This window comes from Shuttleworthella sp. MSX8B (assembly GCF_000524295.1).
GTDB lineage: Bacteria > Bacillota > Clostridia > Lachnospirales > Lachnospiraceae > Shuttleworthia > Shuttleworthia satelles.
The window spans coordinates 73,950-89,856 of the sequence record NZ_JAQT01000016.1; the positions used below are offsets into that span (position 1 = coordinate 73,950).

A 15,907-nucleotide genomic window follows, 5' to 3' on the forward strand; every position below is an offset into this window, starting at 1 on the left:
ACAGCTATACCCTCCTGCGCGAAATCCCCCTCCTTCCTGGGATCCGCGCGGGAGGGTATTCCTGCTTTTGGGATTAAATCGGTTCAAAAAGGCGGTCGAGGGTTTTTCTTGCGAAAAAAATCCTCAATCCCCTATACTTGGTACATGAGCGGCACGGATCACTGGCGCCGACTCTCAAACATTAAACAGCGCAATCATCAGACAACGCGATGCTTTCCCCGGGGAGAAGTCATGGGAATCAACGAAAAGCACAGTCAAGTGAATATTTACGATGTGTCAGAGCACGCCGGCGTCTCCATCGCCACCGTCTCCCGGGTCCTCAATCAGAGCGACAAGGTAACCGCGAAAACAAGAGACAAGGTGCTTGCCTCGATCAAGGCGCTCGGCTACCAGCCCAACGTCTTCGCTAGGGGTCTGGGGCTGGGCTCCATGAAGACCATCGGCATCATGGTGACAGACGCCTCGGATACCTTTCTGGCCAAATGCGTCTACCACACAGAGCAGGAGTTAAAGCGTCACGGCTACTCCGCCATCCTCACCTGCACGGGAGAAGAGCTCTCCTCCAAGAAGCGGTCGCTGAAGCGGCTGATGTCCAAGCAGATCGACGGGCTGATCCTAATCGGGTCCTCCTACGCGGAGGAAAAGGTCTCAGACCAGGATTATCTGCGCAAGGCAGCCAGATCCATCCCCGTCGTCCTGATCAACGGCCGTATGGATGGGAAGGGCATTTACTGTATCTACAGCAATGACTTTGAGGCCATGTTCCAGACGACCAGCGCCCTGCTCGCGGCAGGCAGACGGCGGATCCTCTATCTCTACTGGGCGGACTCTTACAGCGGCAGACAGAAATTGGCCGGCTACAGGGCAGCTATGGGAGCAGCCGGGGTTCGCGTAAACGGCCGCTATCTGATCCGAATTTCCAAAGAGCTGGCCGCCATTGACTCCTGTCTTAGAAATCAGATTGCTTCCATGTCTGATGAGCAGTCCGATTCCAATCCCCACTCCTGCCCCGTCGACGCCGTTATCGGGGCGGAGGACATCTTCGCTGTGGCCGCCCTGAAACTGGCGCAGGAATACGGCGTCGCCATCCCCGATCAGGTTCAGATCATCGGTTACAACAACTCCATTCTCTCCCAGTGCACCATGCCGGAGCTGACCACCATTGACAACCACTGTGCCGACATGGCAAAGGGAGCTGCTTCCATTCTGATCCAGGTTCTCGAAGGTCAGCAGACCTCACAGGAGACCATGGTTCCCTGTCGCCTGGTGCAGAGGGGTACAACCCATTTTGCGGGAGATATAGGGATTTAACAGGTTTAAAATGTCAACCTCATTTGATTCCACGCCACGTCGCCGTGCTCGAATTTATCCGTATCGTCCATTGTCGCTGTTCTAATCGTCATTTCTGTCTTCTCCGTCATTTTCATGTATTGCTCCAGACGAAAGAGAAGCTCATCCAGACTGAAATAACCGGATTCTCTTGCCGTCTCTGCCCCATCGATTGTGACGATCACCGTTGGAACAGACAGGATCCCCTTCTGAGCCGCTTCCTCCAGATATTCTTCAATGGGAAGATAGCGGTAGATCACCTCCGGATGATCCTGCTGCCACTTCTCAAGCTTTTGTCTGATCGCTGCACAGGGAGCACAGGTGTCCGATCCATATTGTCTGATTTCGATTTCCATAACTATAGTGGTTAAAAGAGCCCATCTATCGAAGCACCGGCCGCTATTACACGGACATTGTCAACACCTATCGCATCGACAAGGCACGCGGACTCTTACAGTATTCCGGCAAAACCATAGCAGCGATTGCGGAAGACTGCGGATATCACACGGTCTACCATTTTAACCGCACCTTCAAAAAATTCATGCATATGTCCGCGGCAGAATATCGCAGGAAGAGATGAGGTCTATCCATTCATCTGATATATTTTATATAATTTCATCTATAAGAGGTGAGGTATACTATGTATAACGTTATTATTGCTGATGACGAAAAAACTGCACGGGAACTTCTTTTAAATCTCATTCAAAAAAGAGAACCGGATCTGCAGGTTATTGCAGAAACAGAAAATGGCTCCAAAGCACTGGAAGCCATTTCTTCAACCCACCCAGATATTCTGATTACAGATATCTGCATGCCAGGCGTCAATGGCCTGCAACTATGCCAGGAAGCTCATAATCTTGATCCTGACATACAAATGATCCTCTTAAGCGGATATCAGCGTTTTGAATATGCTCAAGAAGCGATTCATATCGGTGTGAGCGAATATCTTCTGAAACCGATTACACCGAAAAAATTTCATCTTGCTGTTCAGCGGGCAGTGACTCGTTTGGATAACGCAAGACTTCAAAAGAGAAACCGTTTAATCAAAAATCTTTCCTCTGGGAAAATTACGTCTGCTGCCGATCTGCATGAAATATTCGCTTTTTCCCGTTACTATCTTGTTTTTATACGCCAAAACGGCTTATTATCTCGTTTCCATACGGACTCAATGCATGAGGTGTATTCGGAAATTGAGGAAGACGTGATCTTCTACGGTCGTGACGAGAGTGAAGCTTTTATATTCATTCCAGAGAAGATTCTCTCCCAAAATCACCTTCCAAGTACCATACAGCATCTACAAAATAAGTATTTCCGGCAGAGCGATTCCTACATTACAGCCGTTTACTCATCTGTTGCCTGTGCGACTTGTGAAATTCCCTCATTCATGAATCAAATCTATCAAGTTGAGCGAGAGCTCTCCACACCGGGAGAATCCCAGAGTGTAGACATCGCAAATACATATTCCCTGCCAAGGACTCGACTCAATCGCGACGAAATCCAACATCTCGAAAATCGATTGATTCCTCTTCTCGACCGGACAAATTACGCTGCAACTTTGGACACGATATTAACCCTCTTTCAGGCATGGGAAAAAGAACACCACTCTCAGTTGTGGTTGGAACATGCTGACCAAATCATCCTGGATCTCATTACAAAGTATGGTGTAGACGAAGTCGATTGCACTGTCTGTGATCGCCAGTTGGTTCAAGACTTGTTCGAAAATGCAACAAGCCTAGATATTCTTGCCAACAATTTACTGCAACTATATCGCGAAATCCTAACCTCTGCACAAACTGAATTCGATATTACTTCCAGGAACTCTTTTTCCCTTGTCACCACTTATCTGAGGAATCATCTGCAAGACCACATTACCATTCAGGATCTATGTGACCACTTTTCTGTCTCTCAGGCATCCCTGAGCCGCATGTTTCGCAAGCATGAGGGCGCTTCTTTTGTCCAGGTCCTGACAAAGCTTCGAATGGAAGAGGCCACAAAAATTATCCAGGAGACCCCTTCCACCCTCATCAAAGATGTGGCCGCCATGGTTGGCTTCGACGATCAATTTTACTTCAGCCGCGTTTTTCGGACTTACTTTGGGAAATCCCCCAGTACCTATGCAGAAGAGGTTCTTTCCAATTGATGGTTCTACAATAAATGTTGGGTGAATAGATGTTTCCATTCGCTCCTAAGCGTATGATTAGACACAAGAGTCCCCGAACGCCATGCAACAAATCAAACACTCGGATGAACTATGCATAGTCATGCGACCACCTGAAGGTCTACAGCAGAGATGACATCCGGGTGACCTTCTGCAACGGACAGGAAATCCGGGCATAAGAAAACAGCCTGACAACCAGCAAATAAATGCTGGGAGTCGGGCTGTTTCTTATCCCTGTTTAATCGTCTTCAGGCTCACCGATTTCGTTTCTTGCTGATGCGGTTAACTCCATCATCTTTTGTGCGTAAGTGGCTCCATCGATTTCTTTGTCAGAATACTGACGCATTAGCTCATCAATCTGTGCTTTCAGTTCTTCTCTGGTCATTTTTCCTCCTTTAGTTTTACTCATCCACTTCTACTACTTCAAAATCATCGTCCTCATAATCGCTTTCATGGAATGGATAATCCCCTGGATTAGACATCTCTAAGATTTCTCCGCCAAGCTTCGCGCAACTTAACCCATACAGCCCGGCTTCCTGCGCCTCATCCTCAGAATCGAAAAGTTCATCCTCTTCGTCCTCAGTTCCATCAGACCAGTGATAAATGACTTTGTATTTTGTCATTTGTCAACACCCTTTCTTTACTTATTTTTCTTCATCAGATGTGCAAAAACATCTGAATCGTTCTTCGGCATATCATCGTCCGCATATTCTCCAAGGTACGTGTAATCGTGATATTTCACACCGTCGTACTCATACCCGGTATAAGGGTATCCTCTTTGCGTTGTTCCCTGATACGGCTTAAATTCTGCCTCGGCTTCCTCTTTGGTATACTGATCCGAGTCAAACCATACACCTTCTTTTTCTTCGTCCCATCCAATTTTCGTGGCCTTAAAAACGTGCCTCATATGCAAATTCCCCCTTATCATTTATGGTAAATACTTGTTCAGCCAATCCGGCATGTTGGGATCGCCTAAAGTCCAGGACTCCACAACATTTTCTTCGTTCTCCCAGTTGTTTTCGTGCCCGTCGAAGAACTTCTGCCTATGGCATTTGTATTTCACCACCTCATTTCCTTTAAGACGATACTCGTTCCAGTAATAATTCTGTTTGCCATAGCCCTTCCACTCATTGGTTTTGTAAATTGTAGTCATAGTCGTCCTCCTATCTGTCTCTATTCGGGTTTCTAAAGTCTTCTTCTGATTCGTAGATGTCGTCCGCCGAAATGCTGTTCTTATGTCCGCACTCTGTGCATTTCCAGACATAATGATAATCATCGAACCCTAGCTGATCATTCAGGTATGCTCCGCAGCGGTCACAATACCAGTCGATTCCCGGAAAACGTTCACTCATTGTTTTCTTCCTCCTCATCGGTTTTTCATCTTCACCCACTTCGTTACTATCTGGGTGCATCGCATCGTATTCATTAATTCCTTCAATCAGTTCCTTTTTTGCCACTTCTACGGCATCAGGCGAAACTGACCGTCTTTTAAAGTACTGGATTACTTTTTGCACACCCGCATAACCCAGTGCGCCAATCCCCATTGCAATACCGATAGCAGGCAGCATGTCCTTATGTCCTGCATCTCTTCCGGATTGAACCAGTAAATCCATGAGTTTTTCTGGCCCTCCGGCGTCTTTAGCCGCTTTTGACAGCTCAGCATAGTTCCATGACATCCTCATTCCTCCTCACAATCTTTATATCTGTTTCAGGAAGCGGCCGTAGAGATAAGGGCTGCTCCACCGATAATTAAAATGACTGGCAGCACCACCATTGCAATTCCAAATACTGTAACAGCAATACCCGCAAGAATCAGGTATCCGGCAATGCTGATTATTCCGCCCAGAATCTTTCCGGCGATGCGAAAAGCAAAACCTGTAGCCTTAAACAGAACAACCATTAGAAGAACGACAAGCAACAGTCCTGCCATTGTTATTCACCTCACTTCCTTCATAAACAGAGTGCCTTTGAAATCCGGACAGATCACGTAAGCCAAGTTCTCCGCTATACTTTGGCTGCTGTTCCATTTTTAACAGCAGTCGGCTCAGAGCCACTCTCGTTCGAACGTCCCTCGCTGATACATTCATTCGTATCCTCCCTTCGCTTGTTCTTATAAATTAATTTACAAGATAAGCGAGAAGGGATACATAACTCATTCGGCAAAATCAGCTCTTGTATTCTTCTGATTTAGCGACTTACAAGGATTCTGTCACTTTTGAACCGCTTTTCTTGCCTTATCCAGTTTGTCAGCGTCTATCTTTCCAGAGGCAATAGTATTGCTTACCCACAGTGACAGAGAATCGGCTGCCATCGAGATTTGCTCTATGCGTGCTTCAATCCGCGCAAAATCAGTCAGCTCATCATCGGTAATCTCGCCATCGGCTGAGATTTCTATAAATCTGTCTTTCGCTTTTTCAAGCGTGTTCATAGTGGCAAGCATTTTCAATACAATCTGCTCCAGCACCTTTATCTCTATCTCAGGAACATACTCCTGACCGATCGGACACTCATGAGAGCAATAGTAATTGCACAAGGATGGCTTTTTGTAAGCTTTTTCCATTGCCAGTACTTCTTCCGGCTGTACCGGAGATTTTCCGCTTTCGTATTTTTCTATACGGCTTTCTGAAACAAACACCATAGCCTCACTTGCTTCAGCGCGTGTCATCCCGGCTTCCTCGCGGCTCAGTTGAAAAACGCTTTTATTTTCTTTCGTTGACTTTTTCCCCATAATTACATCTCTCCATTCCGTCAGAACCTGAGACGGTTCGAATGAACCCACGGCAGCTTGTTACTCTGGCTGGTTAGTACCAGAACCGCCAACTTGCCGCATCAGTTCCCGCAACGTTTCAAGTTTCGTTTGAGCGGTAGCTATCTCCTCATCAATTTGGCCACGTGCTTTCAGCTTCTGAGTTATTTCCTTTTGGCATTCATCTATGCCCTGTTCAAGGACGGCTACAACGTTTTCTTCTGAAAGCACAAAATTTTTCTCGTTTATATACAGAGCCATGACAGCTGATGCTACACCTGAGGCTCCAACTCCTATAAGAGAAATTGCGGCCAATGCTGGATTCGCCGCAGCCAGGAGAGCTGCTTTTCCCGCATACTTTGCGGTGGATGAAAGATATTTATAAAGGTCGTCTTCTCTGACTTGACTTCCTTCTTTTCGTGAGGGCATGTCAGCCTTCAGCTTTTTGTCCCTTATCCATCTTCGTACAGTCTCCTGATCAACAGAGAGCAGCTCCGAAATTTCTTTTACTGTGTATGTTTTCATGCCTTAAATCCCGCCATTTGTAACTTCACATAACGCTGTTTCTTTCTCTTATAATATATCAGGATCTCTGCTTTTGCAGCATATATATTGTATTAAAAAGTTGTATTAAAAAACAAGAAAAAACCTTCTCGCAAAATATTACAGGCACATTGAAAGAACCTTGAAAAATTGAAAAGAAAACATACAATTGCAAACCGATACCCATGAGAGAATTATCGTCTGATTGTTATCGGAACTTGCACAGATGAGATACGCGCCGACAATATAATTCAGATCAGTAGCAGGCCATAAAGCCCGTAAGCTTAATACTGCTGATAGAGCTCATGTTCTTCATTCGCTACCTGCTTCAAAAGCATCTCCAAATCAGAATGCTCCTACAGCAATAAAAGCAATTAAAACCAGATGAGCGCATATCATCATTGGGACACCAACAACGAAATGCATGGATTTCACTTTATGATTACAAAGGTCCATTGCCAATAAACCACCTGTCCCACCGCCGATGAGACAAAGCCCTAATAGGATGATCTCCCGGATCCTCCATGCTCCAAGCATGGCCTTAATCTTATCTATAGCAAAAACAATAAATGTTATTACGTTTATTGCTAAGTAGTATAGACATAGAATTTTATGTCCATTAAAAAAGGCAAGCACATGTTCCTTCACTGCCTCATGGTTTGGCCCCCAGATAGCCCAGAAAAAAGCCACTTGTAAAATCAACCAGACGACTGTGTAGATTCGTGATTGTGCATTTATCTTGTTTATTTTTTTATCCCACAGCAATTCCGCCGCTAATGTACCAAACGCTCCTCCGCATATAGTTACTATATTACAAATCACCTCTGGCTTTATTCCATCTCCACCATGATTGTAGATTTGAAAATCAATTGTATAGATCAAAAATGCAGCAACATTTATAACTATCACATACCATTGTAAAGATGTCAGAGTCATTTCTTGCTTCGCATCTCCTGTGCTAAATTAAAGAATGTACGCGTTATCTCACACCCCAAGGGTCTCCAAAAACAATTGGGGTCTCCAAAAAAATGAAATCAAGTTTGGGGGATGCCTTTTTCGTACACCTAGTTTGGGGGCGAACTTTAGGGGACTAAAGTAAAATTCAAAGACAGTTTAAGAGGACAGCACTTGAGGTGTTGCCCTCTTTTTCTCATTTCTCTTATCATTATTTTATTCGGAATAAATTTAAGAGAGGAGATTTCTACAATGGATAATATCATAAAGTTCCTGAATTTAGAAGATTCAGACGTTGAACCTCACCAAATTTTAACGAAGTGCCCTCCTTAATTTTATCTATTTAATTCTATCTGGCTGCCATTAAGAAATATAAATTTAACTTTTCCATCATGATGCACTGTAAGGAAGTCTACCATGCTTAGCCATACATTTTTATCAAACTCTGTCATGAGTTCTTGTTTTTCTAATTTCTTTATAAAATCCTGAACCTCATCACGCTTAGATTGTTTTTCTATAATAGTTTTTAGATAATTTTTTGCTCTATCTGCCCCTATAATCGGTTAGTAACCTGTCAGCGCAGGCAAGATATGCATAACCAACAGGGCTGCCGCGCCTTAAAGATTTCATTATCATCATATCCGGCTGTGTGAGCTTTTCCTTCAGATACGGCTGCGGATCATCGACACGAGTATATGTCGATCCCGTGAGCAGGCATGCCGCAAGGTAAATAACCTGTGGAGCCATTAACGCCGCCCTTTCCATACTGAAGCCCGATACATATATGTGCTGTGAAACATCCCTCGTTCCTCTCAGGTAGCTCGAGAAATCATCTTCATTAGACTTTCCACGGGAACCAATGCATACGGCTGCCTGTATGGAATCCAACAATGCATCTGCAGGAGTAATATTCTGCTCCCGATAGCCGATTTCTGTATCGCAAATATCAAAGTATGTTCTTCGGACAAGGTCAAAATCAGTTATCTCATTCGTCAGCGTACTGACATCAAAGAATTGTTTGATGACCTCCATATCTTTGTCCTTGCGGAGCGGGATGCCAGTTGTATACGGAGCAAATGCTGTCAGCTTATCACCCAGCACGCAATCGACCGAGGGGATGCTTACCACTTGATTTTCACCATCGGTAAGCAGCAGATCATTTGCTATTTCCCTCTGGACGAGCTGTGCATAGTGATTTTCTTCGAACAACACATCCAGCAAAATGTATAGCTCTTTCCCGCTTCTTACCGGTGAATCGTAGAAAAACTTGAAGTGGCGCTTTTCAATCTTTCCACGGGCTTTACGTTCCTGCTCTCCACCGGATTTAAACGGAAAGATTGCAGCAGCCTTCTGGATATATGCGTCAATATCGGTTCCGGGTTCGACAACAATGTCGATATCTGTTGATAACCGCATCGGCTTGGAAAGCAGCAGCATCAGGCTTGTTCCACCCTTGAACGTAAATGACAGACCTACTTTTAACAGTGCTTCAAGAAGGCCGAATGCAAACAAGGTGCGTTCTATCAGACCGGGATCGCATTTGCTTTCTCTTTGGAGTTCCCTGATGTGTTCTTCACTGTAATTCTCTCTGATAATCATTGCTCGTCATCCTCCAGATTGATCTTGTATTTTCCCAGGAAAGCACGGAATTTTTCCTCCGCACCCTTTCGCTTTGTGTATCGGAACATTCCCTTTGTATCCAGGAAGTACCTGTCTATTGAATCCGTGAAAATATTCCGATATTCTCCCGCCGGAACAATCTGGCTGAGCAACTTATCTACAGCGATGTCAACCAGAATTTTTTCCAGCCTGGTCTCCCACGGCTGCTCCAGTCCCTTGGGAGATTCAGACGGCAGACGGCCTACAACGATTTCGTCATCTAGCAAATATCTATAATACTCAGTAATTGATGGCTTTAACATAATCCTGCCAGCATATTCCCGTTTCAGGGCATCAAAGGCATAATCTACGACATCATTCTCCACATACAGGAAGATGGTATTATGCGCAATCAGATGATTGACGAACTCGTTAAGCTGTATCAACTCAAAAATCTGAAAACGCACATCAGAGAATGCTTCCTGCATCTTTGCTGCTACTTCTTTAGCCGCCTCAGAATAATCATGTCGATAGATTCGTTTCTTTGCTGGAATGGCATACTGATTCCATGACACTCTTACGATGTCTCCATCCGATAGAGCTCTACGCAGGGAATACGCAAGGGCATCTTCTTTTAACAACATTTCCGAGCCATTTTGAATTGCTGCATAGTATTCTTCTCTGGAAAATGTCCGGCCTGGTTCTATTGCTGACAGTCCCTTCTGGATATTCTGCATGTCGATCTTCTCCCTCCGAAGCACCATTTTCGCAGTATAATGTAATTACTGCTGTTTTGGTGTTATGAGTATACAGCAAATCTGTCGGGATATAAACACCATTTTCGCAGTATTTTTAATTTACCGCGAAGGTGGTGTAGGAGAAGGAAGCCTTGCTTTGCAACGAATGTATGGTGTAATTTTTTCTCAAAGCATCTGCCGACATGTATTCTTCATCTGTAAGTTCTATTTTGGCATTATCCAGAGCCTTGTCCCGTGCGATGCTGTTGCCGATACCATCTGCTGCAACGATCGTCCAGAAATACGCTGTCTGCATTCCAGGCTCTTTTTCCAATGCCACCGGCGCGTAATCCATAATGCAGTGAAAATCCCTCCGCCGGCCTAGCATTTTCAGCAGCTCTGTTGTGATATCAACGAACACCTGATTGTAATGCGCTGTGTATGGCAGCAACCATCTGCCAATGCTGTCCTCTCCCTGCACGAATAGTCTGCTTCGATACAGACTGAACGCTTTCTTTAGAAGCACGATCTTATCTTTGCCGTCATGCATTTTCATTGCCCGATGATAGAGTTCTTCCATCTCCTCGGCATCCGTTGTCACACGAATCTGATCGGAAAAGTCCAGCATCATCATGGCTACGAAGCAGGCAAGCTGCAGCGGTTCCGAATGATTAACATATCGTTTTCCATTTCTGATAACCATGAAGCCCAGTGAGTGCTGACCGAAGGGAACGCCCATGATCGACCTGGCATCCAGCCTTTGATATTCCTCATATTCCTTCGGATTAATATCCCGGATAGCTTCAACATCAGGAATGATCAGCGGTTTCTGCTCCTGCAGATGCCGCGCCCAGGTTGCAAACTCTTCAGTAAACAAACCAGCTAATCTGTATTGTTCAAACACAGTATTGGAGCGGGTCCCCGAAGGATCCCGCCCCAACATTCAACATAGAGTCCTATTGATTACAAGAAACTCTTCCGCTTATTATTTCTTGGTGAATATCATAGTTAACTGCTCATTGATCTCTTCCATCTCATCCTCACGCATCTCCGGTTGATACTTACGGAGTAAATCACGAAATGATTTCCCCCTCATCTCGACTGGGACATTATCATGTGGCATAAAGCCTGCCATGAGCTGCATTGCCCTGGGATTCTTCGCCAGGCGTAAAACCGGAAGATCAACCGTATATCTTGGTGTGAGTTGCTTATCCGTCACATACTGAATTTCATAATGTCCACTTGCTACAAAGTAGCGGCCATCCACCTCCTTTTGAAGAAGAGAATTCCCTTTATTGGAATATTTCTCCCTTTTAAAGTATGGAAGTTCAACATATGCCTCCGCCCCAAATGGAATATCAAAGGAAAGATATAAATGATTTGGATCTACAATCTTCCAGACGCTGCGATATCGTCCTGCCGGCGAATCGTACTCTGCCTCCAGCTCCTGTAAATCCCAGTGAATTTTTGGAGCGATCAGCGCTTTCTTAAATCCAACTTCCCCCTCCAATTGAGCAATACCTGCAACATGCCGATACATCCACTCCACAATGGAACCATAAGAATAGTGATTCATTGAGTTCATATCCGTTCCAGAGACTCTCCCATCACTCAAGAGAGAGTTCCAGCGTTCCCAAACCGTCGTTGCCCCAAGTTTGATCTCATTGAGCCAGCCCGGATATCCCTCGTAGAGAAGTAACTCAAAGGCAAGATCAGCGAATCCATGCTCCGTCAAAACATCTCCAAGAAGCGGAGTCCCTGTAAAACCTGTTCTCAGTTGATGGTCGGATGCTGTAAACAAATCCCATAAAGTATCCTTTATCAACTTTTCATTGTCTGACAGATGATACTTTAAGGTCAAAATCATTGCGGTTTGTGTCTGAATACAGCAGCGGCCAGTCGGAGAATAGTACTCCTTTCGAACCGCATTGAATTGATATTGCGATAATTTCAAGAACTCCTCTGCATCTTCCAGTTTCCCGAGAATTTTTGCGGCTTTTCCAACAATCTCTGCGCTTGCCGCATAGTAAATACTTGAGATAAACCCTTCATTTGTCGCGCCCATTGCATGCTGTGGATCCTGATCCATCGCATCCAACGCAAGCCAGTCTCCATAACTGAAAGCCGTTCGCCAGCGGAAATCATCTCCGTCATAGTTGCGAACCCAGTTTACCCATGCCTTCATACTTTCATATTGATCTTCAAGGATTGATCTATCCCCATAGAACTGATATAGGATCCAAGGAATAATGCATGCAGCGTCCCCCCATACCGAAGATGTGGAGTGAATTCCTGCGGATGGAATTACATCCGGAACCATTCCGTCCAGTTGTAATTGCTCCGTGTACATATCAAAAAGATACTTGGCATAAAAGGCATAGGCATCTGTAAGATATAAGGCAGTTGCTGTAAACACCTGCGTGTCTGCTGTCCATCCCATTCTCTCATCACGCTGTGGACAATCCGTCGGAACGTCTAAAAAGTTATCCTTTAGTCCCCAGGTTACGTTCGACAGAAGCTGATTGACGAGCTTATGGCCTGTTCTCATCCTTCCCGTCATCTCAACATCGCTATAAATACAAAGTGCCCTGAACTGCTCTTTTTGAAAATTTGTAAGGCCTTCGACCTTAACATAGCGATAACCATAGTAGGTAAAATGCGGACGAATCGTTCTTTTTTTCCCATCTGAAACATAGATGAATTCGGACCTTGCCGTTCTCAGGTTGTCATTATAAAAATTCCCCTCCTGCAATATTTCACCGGTCTGAAGGCGAATCTGCGTTCCATAATCCTCCTTTAGATCCAACTCAAAAATTCCTGTGACCTCTTGCCCCAGATCAATGACAAGTTCCCCTTTTGGCGTACGAATGACTTCGACTGGCCTCAAAACCTCATGTACTGTCAGATAAGGACTCATGCGGTCCATGAGCTTTCCTTCCGGTCCCTGGGCAAGAGTCACTTGTTCTTCTGGCAAAAGAGCTAAGGTGTCATCTATATGCTCTCCATCGTAAAGATTGGAAAAAGTAATATTACTAAATGCGAGCTTCCAGTCCTCATCTGTCTTAATTAATTCTTCTGATCCATCCCTGTATCGAATATGAAGCTCAGCTATCAAATGCCAGCAGTCCCCATAGAATCCCTTGTCCTCATGTGCGGTAAAACCAAATCTCCCCTTATACCATCCATTCCCCATGAGAACAGATAACTTGTCATCATGATTGAGTTGCCTGGTAACATCAATTGTCTCTACCTGCAACCACTGCCTGTAATTGTTAGAAAAAGGAGTCAGATACTCGTCTCCTAATTTTTCATCTCCATAATAAGCTTCATAAAGTCCTAAGCCGCATATGTAAAGCCTCGCGGAGGCAACCTCTGCTCTTAACTGAACCTCTCTCTGAAAAATCGGATGTCTCTTCTGATTTTGACAGCTGATCCAGCGAGCCTGCCACGGCTCATCCATCTTCCCGGTTTCAAACCATGTCACCTTTGATTTCGCAATCTCATTCAAATCCGAGATCACAATAATCTGCACGTAATATCGTGTCCTTGGTTCCAGGCGAATCGGAATATCGCTCCCCAAAGAGGACAGATCTTTATCTCCACTGTCCCATAAGAAGGTGGACATATTCTCCTGATCTGAGACAAGAATCCGAGCCGATTGTTGCCGCTTTCCCCTCGCATTTCTTATCTTCCAGGAGATCTGGGTATGTAACATACAAAAGCCCAATGGGCGTCGAATGTGATTGATTCTGACATGATAAATTTCCATAGATAGATTACTCCCTTCTGTAGAATCTACATTTTGATTCTATCCGGTAAATAACCCGATATCCATGGATTGATCCTCATCTAGTCATGGATTTTTGAATCATCTAAGCTCTTTCGGAAGATAACCTTAATAAATGCGCTTCCTTTTTCGTTATTGCCGATATACATATGCATATAAGTTCCATACAGAATATAAAGTCTTGCATACGCATTTTTCAGACCCATACCGCCGATTTTATCCTCGATATTATGATCCAGATTTTTAAGTTTCCCCTTCACACGATCAAAAGCCTTTTGCAACTGGACCAGACTCTCTTCGGAAAATCCCACACCATTATCAAAAACTTCCAGGATATAATACCCCTCTTCATTGATATGGCCCTTTACTACAACTTCGCGAATGTCCTTAATTTGAGTAAAAGCATGTGAGACGCAATTTTCAATAAGTTGTTGCAAGAACATTTTCGGAACAAGAATCGACTGCATATCCTCTACAATTGATATCTCAAACACGATCTTATCCTGCCATCTTGCCTGCAGTAGATAGATATAGTGCTCCAGCCCTTCGATTTCTTTTTTCAAGGGAACGTATCGTTCTGTGGTGTCCGTAGAATAACGGAGCATTTCCGCCAACTCGCTACAGGTATCACAAATCTCCTCACTATTTTCTGCGACCGCTTGCGCAGAGATAATATTAAGTACATTGTAAATAAAGTGAGGATTCACCTGGGCCTGTAGCATGTCAAACTGTGCCTGCAGACGAAGAAACTCCGCACTGTTTTCCTTGCTGATAGCCTCTCTCAGTCTCTGTGCCATGCGGATATATGCCTTTTGAATATGTACGAACTCTTCGCTGTCATAATTGTGATAATGCAACTCCAGATCTGGAATCGTCTCCAGACTTGTTTGCTCTATCATCCCCTGGATCAAAGATAAGGGCCTGAGAAACCGCCGTATTACTAAAAGCAACAGCAGAATAGAGCAGATAATAAAAAGCAGAATACTCCCAATAAAAACAGGCGAAAGTTTCAAGTACGATAAAAGTGCGATCTCTTCACTACAGGAAACCACAATACACACATCACGTTTCTTATCCCTGGAAATCACTGTACGTTTGCGATCTCCCTGATAGCTGTTCTCTATCGCAGAATTCCCACTGGCCGCCATGGATGTTTGATATTTCACAAAATCTGAATCTGTCGCATTCGTAAACAGAATGTCCTTCCCATTTAATAAAATCGTGACAAAAAAACCTTGGGGGATATCGGTCATGTTCATTCCATGATCCTGTTTATTTTGAACTTCCAAATAGCCAAGATTCTCTCCATGGATTTTTTTGACTACAGAATAAACCATTGGTTTTTCTGAATATCCCCAATTATCGGTATGTGGCGCCACCAGAATATTTTTCCCCGGTTTTTTATTTGTGGATGTAATATAAGGGATTTTCGTCAAATCAAAGGACTCGACAATTCTTCCTGTCTGCGCATTCGATGAGCTATACACCTGGCCGAACTCATTATAATAAAGAACCCGATAGACATTTTGTCCCAAATAGTTCAGACGCATCTCACGGGCAAGTGATTTTTTCGCTGTGTTAATGTAATCTGTCGAGTAATGCGGATCTCCTTCATGGCTCAACGCCGTAATTGATTGAAGCATCTCTGGGTTAGAGAGAATAAACTGAATGGAATCCTCCATTACATTATATTGAGCACTGACTTGCCCCAATTTGTTATTCGCGACTTGCCCCATTGCCTGTGTCAACTGCAGTTTGGAGTGATCACTCACAGAATAGATCGAGATCGCCGTCAGTAGCAGAGTAGCCAGCAATGTAAGAAGTAATAACAATGCAATCATCTTTGATCGAAAGGTCCGAAACAATCGACACATATGCATACAGTCCTCCCTCTTTCCTTACTTCTTTTAGGCTAACAGACCCTCATATTCACTTCCACTATTTTGAAAAATCCATGCCTTCTGCCATTATTGTCCATGTATTCCCGGAACATATCCTGTTATCTTTTATACAGTTGATCGAGTTTAGCTCGAAATCTACAATTCCAGGAGGGT

Annotated in this window: 18 protein-coding genes; 3 read left to right on the top strand and 15 right to left on the bottom strand. The window is 44.3% G+C overall.

All coding sequences use genetic code 11. The features are described 5' to 3' along the window. The first annotated feature begins 231 nt into the window (after positions 1–231). Positions 232–1,311 (top strand): LacI family DNA-binding transcriptional regulator, encoded by a 1,080-nt coding sequence (locus tag HMPREF1508_RS04565; protein ID WP_006907120.1) that lies wholly within the window; start codon positions 232–234, stop codon positions 1,309–1,311. A gap of 5 nt (positions 1,312–1,316) precedes the next feature. Here HMPREF1508_RS04565 and HMPREF1508_RS04570 read toward each other — a convergent pair whose 3' ends face one another. After that, a complete protein-coding gene (locus HMPREF1508_RS04570; protein ID WP_044959838.1) occupies positions 1,317–1,685 on the bottom strand; it encodes a thioredoxin family protein in 369 nt (122 codons plus the stop codon). A gap of 23 nt (positions 1,686–1,708) precedes the next feature. On the opposite strand from HMPREF1508_RS04570, the gene HMPREF1508_RS10880 reads away from it, so the two are divergent. Then, positions 1,709–1,909: a helix-turn-helix domain-containing protein gene (locus HMPREF1508_RS10880; protein ID WP_084640249.1), complete on the top strand. Its 201-nt coding sequence runs from the start codon at positions 1,709–1,711 to the stop codon at positions 1,907–1,909. Positions 1,910–1,969: 60 nt separating this feature from the next. After that, positions 1,970–3,469: a response regulator gene (locus HMPREF1508_RS04575; RefSeq protein WP_044959839.1), complete on the top strand. Its 1,500-nt coding sequence runs from the start codon at positions 1,970–1,972 to the stop codon at positions 3,467–3,469. Positions 3,470–3,725: 256 nt separating this feature from the next. Here HMPREF1508_RS04575 and HMPREF1508_RS10355 read toward each other — a convergent pair whose 3' ends face one another. The 14 genes from HMPREF1508_RS10355 to HMPREF1508_RS04645 all read right to left on the bottom strand — a co-directional run bounded on the left by HMPREF1508_RS10355 (position 3,726) and on the right by HMPREF1508_RS04645 (position 15,685). Further along, positions 3,726–3,872, bottom strand: coding sequence for a hypothetical protein (locus HMPREF1508_RS10355; protein WP_198015561.1), 147 nt, complete (start codon positions 3,870–3,872; stop codon positions 3,726–3,728). A gap of 16 nt (positions 3,873–3,888) precedes the next feature. Then, positions 3,889–4,110 (bottom strand): hypothetical protein, encoded by a 222-nt coding sequence (locus tag HMPREF1508_RS04580; RefSeq protein ID WP_044959840.1) that lies wholly within the window; start codon positions 4,108–4,110, stop codon positions 3,889–3,891. A gap of 17 nt (positions 4,111–4,127) precedes the next feature. Continuing rightward, on the bottom strand, positions 4,128–4,394 hold the full coding sequence (locus HMPREF1508_RS04585) for a hypothetical protein (protein WP_044959843.1): 267 nt from the start codon (positions 4,392–4,394) through the stop codon (positions 4,128–4,130). A gap of 21 nt (positions 4,395–4,415) precedes the next feature. Continuing rightward, complete coding sequence (locus HMPREF1508_RS04590; RefSeq protein ID WP_044959845.1) at positions 4,416–4,640, bottom strand: hypothetical protein; 225 nt, start codon at positions 4,638–4,640, stop codon at positions 4,416–4,418. Between the two features lie 10 nt (positions 4,641–4,650). Then, positions 4,651–5,163: a Sec23/Sec24 zinc finger-containing protein gene (locus HMPREF1508_RS10545; RefSeq protein WP_242834498.1), complete on the bottom strand. Its 513-nt coding sequence runs from the start codon at positions 5,161–5,163 to the stop codon at positions 4,651–4,653. Between the two features lie 32 nt (positions 5,164–5,195). Next, positions 5,196–5,417, bottom strand: a complete 222-nt coding sequence (locus HMPREF1508_RS04605) for a hypothetical protein (protein ID WP_044959847.1) — start codon at positions 5,415–5,417, stop codon at positions 5,196–5,198. A gap of 279 nt (positions 5,418–5,696) precedes the next feature. Further along, a complete protein-coding gene (locus HMPREF1508_RS04610; RefSeq protein WP_044959849.1) occupies positions 5,697–6,215 on the bottom strand; it encodes a helix-turn-helix domain-containing protein in 519 nt (172 codons plus the stop codon). Positions 6,216–6,275: 60 nt separating this feature from the next. Next, positions 6,276–6,758 (bottom strand): helix-turn-helix domain-containing protein, encoded by a 483-nt coding sequence (locus tag HMPREF1508_RS04615; RefSeq protein WP_044959850.1) that lies wholly within the window; start codon positions 6,756–6,758, stop codon positions 6,276–6,278. 363 nt (positions 6,759–7,121) lie between these two features. Next, complete coding sequence (locus HMPREF1508_RS09640) at positions 7,122–7,712, bottom strand: DUF1294 domain-containing protein (protein WP_049906888.1); 591 nt, start codon at positions 7,710–7,712, stop codon at positions 7,122–7,124. A 561-nt stretch (positions 7,713–8,273) separates the two neighbouring features. Continuing rightward, positions 8,274–9,329 (bottom strand): nucleotidyl transferase AbiEii/AbiGii toxin family protein, encoded by a 1,056-nt coding sequence (locus tag HMPREF1508_RS04625; protein ID WP_044959851.1) that lies wholly within the window; start codon positions 9,327–9,329, stop codon positions 8,274–8,276. Then, positions 9,326–10,066, bottom strand: a complete 741-nt coding sequence (locus HMPREF1508_RS04630; RefSeq protein ID WP_242834499.1) for a DUF6577 family protein — start codon at positions 10,064–10,066, stop codon at positions 9,326–9,328. Before HMPREF1508_RS04630 ends, HMPREF1508_RS04625 begins: the two co-directional genes overlap by 4 nt. 115 nt (positions 10,067–10,181) lie before the next feature. After that, on the bottom strand, positions 10,182–10,970 hold the full coding sequence (locus HMPREF1508_RS04635) for a hypothetical protein (RefSeq protein WP_156923182.1): 789 nt from the start codon (positions 10,968–10,970) through the stop codon (positions 10,182–10,184). An 81-nt stretch (positions 10,971–11,051) separates the two neighbouring features. Then, entirely contained in the window at positions 11,052–13,835 is a 2,784-nt protein-coding gene (locus tag HMPREF1508_RS04640; protein ID WP_044959857.1) for an alpha-L-rhamnosidase, read from the bottom strand. 80 nt (positions 13,836–13,915) lie between these two features. Next, positions 13,916–15,685 carry a sensor histidine kinase gene (locus tag HMPREF1508_RS04645; RefSeq protein WP_198015562.1) on the bottom strand — a complete coding sequence of 590 codons (1,770 nt, stop codon included), beginning with the start codon at positions 15,683–15,685 and terminating at the stop codon, positions 13,916–13,918. Positions 15,686–15,907 lie beyond the last annotated feature (222 nt).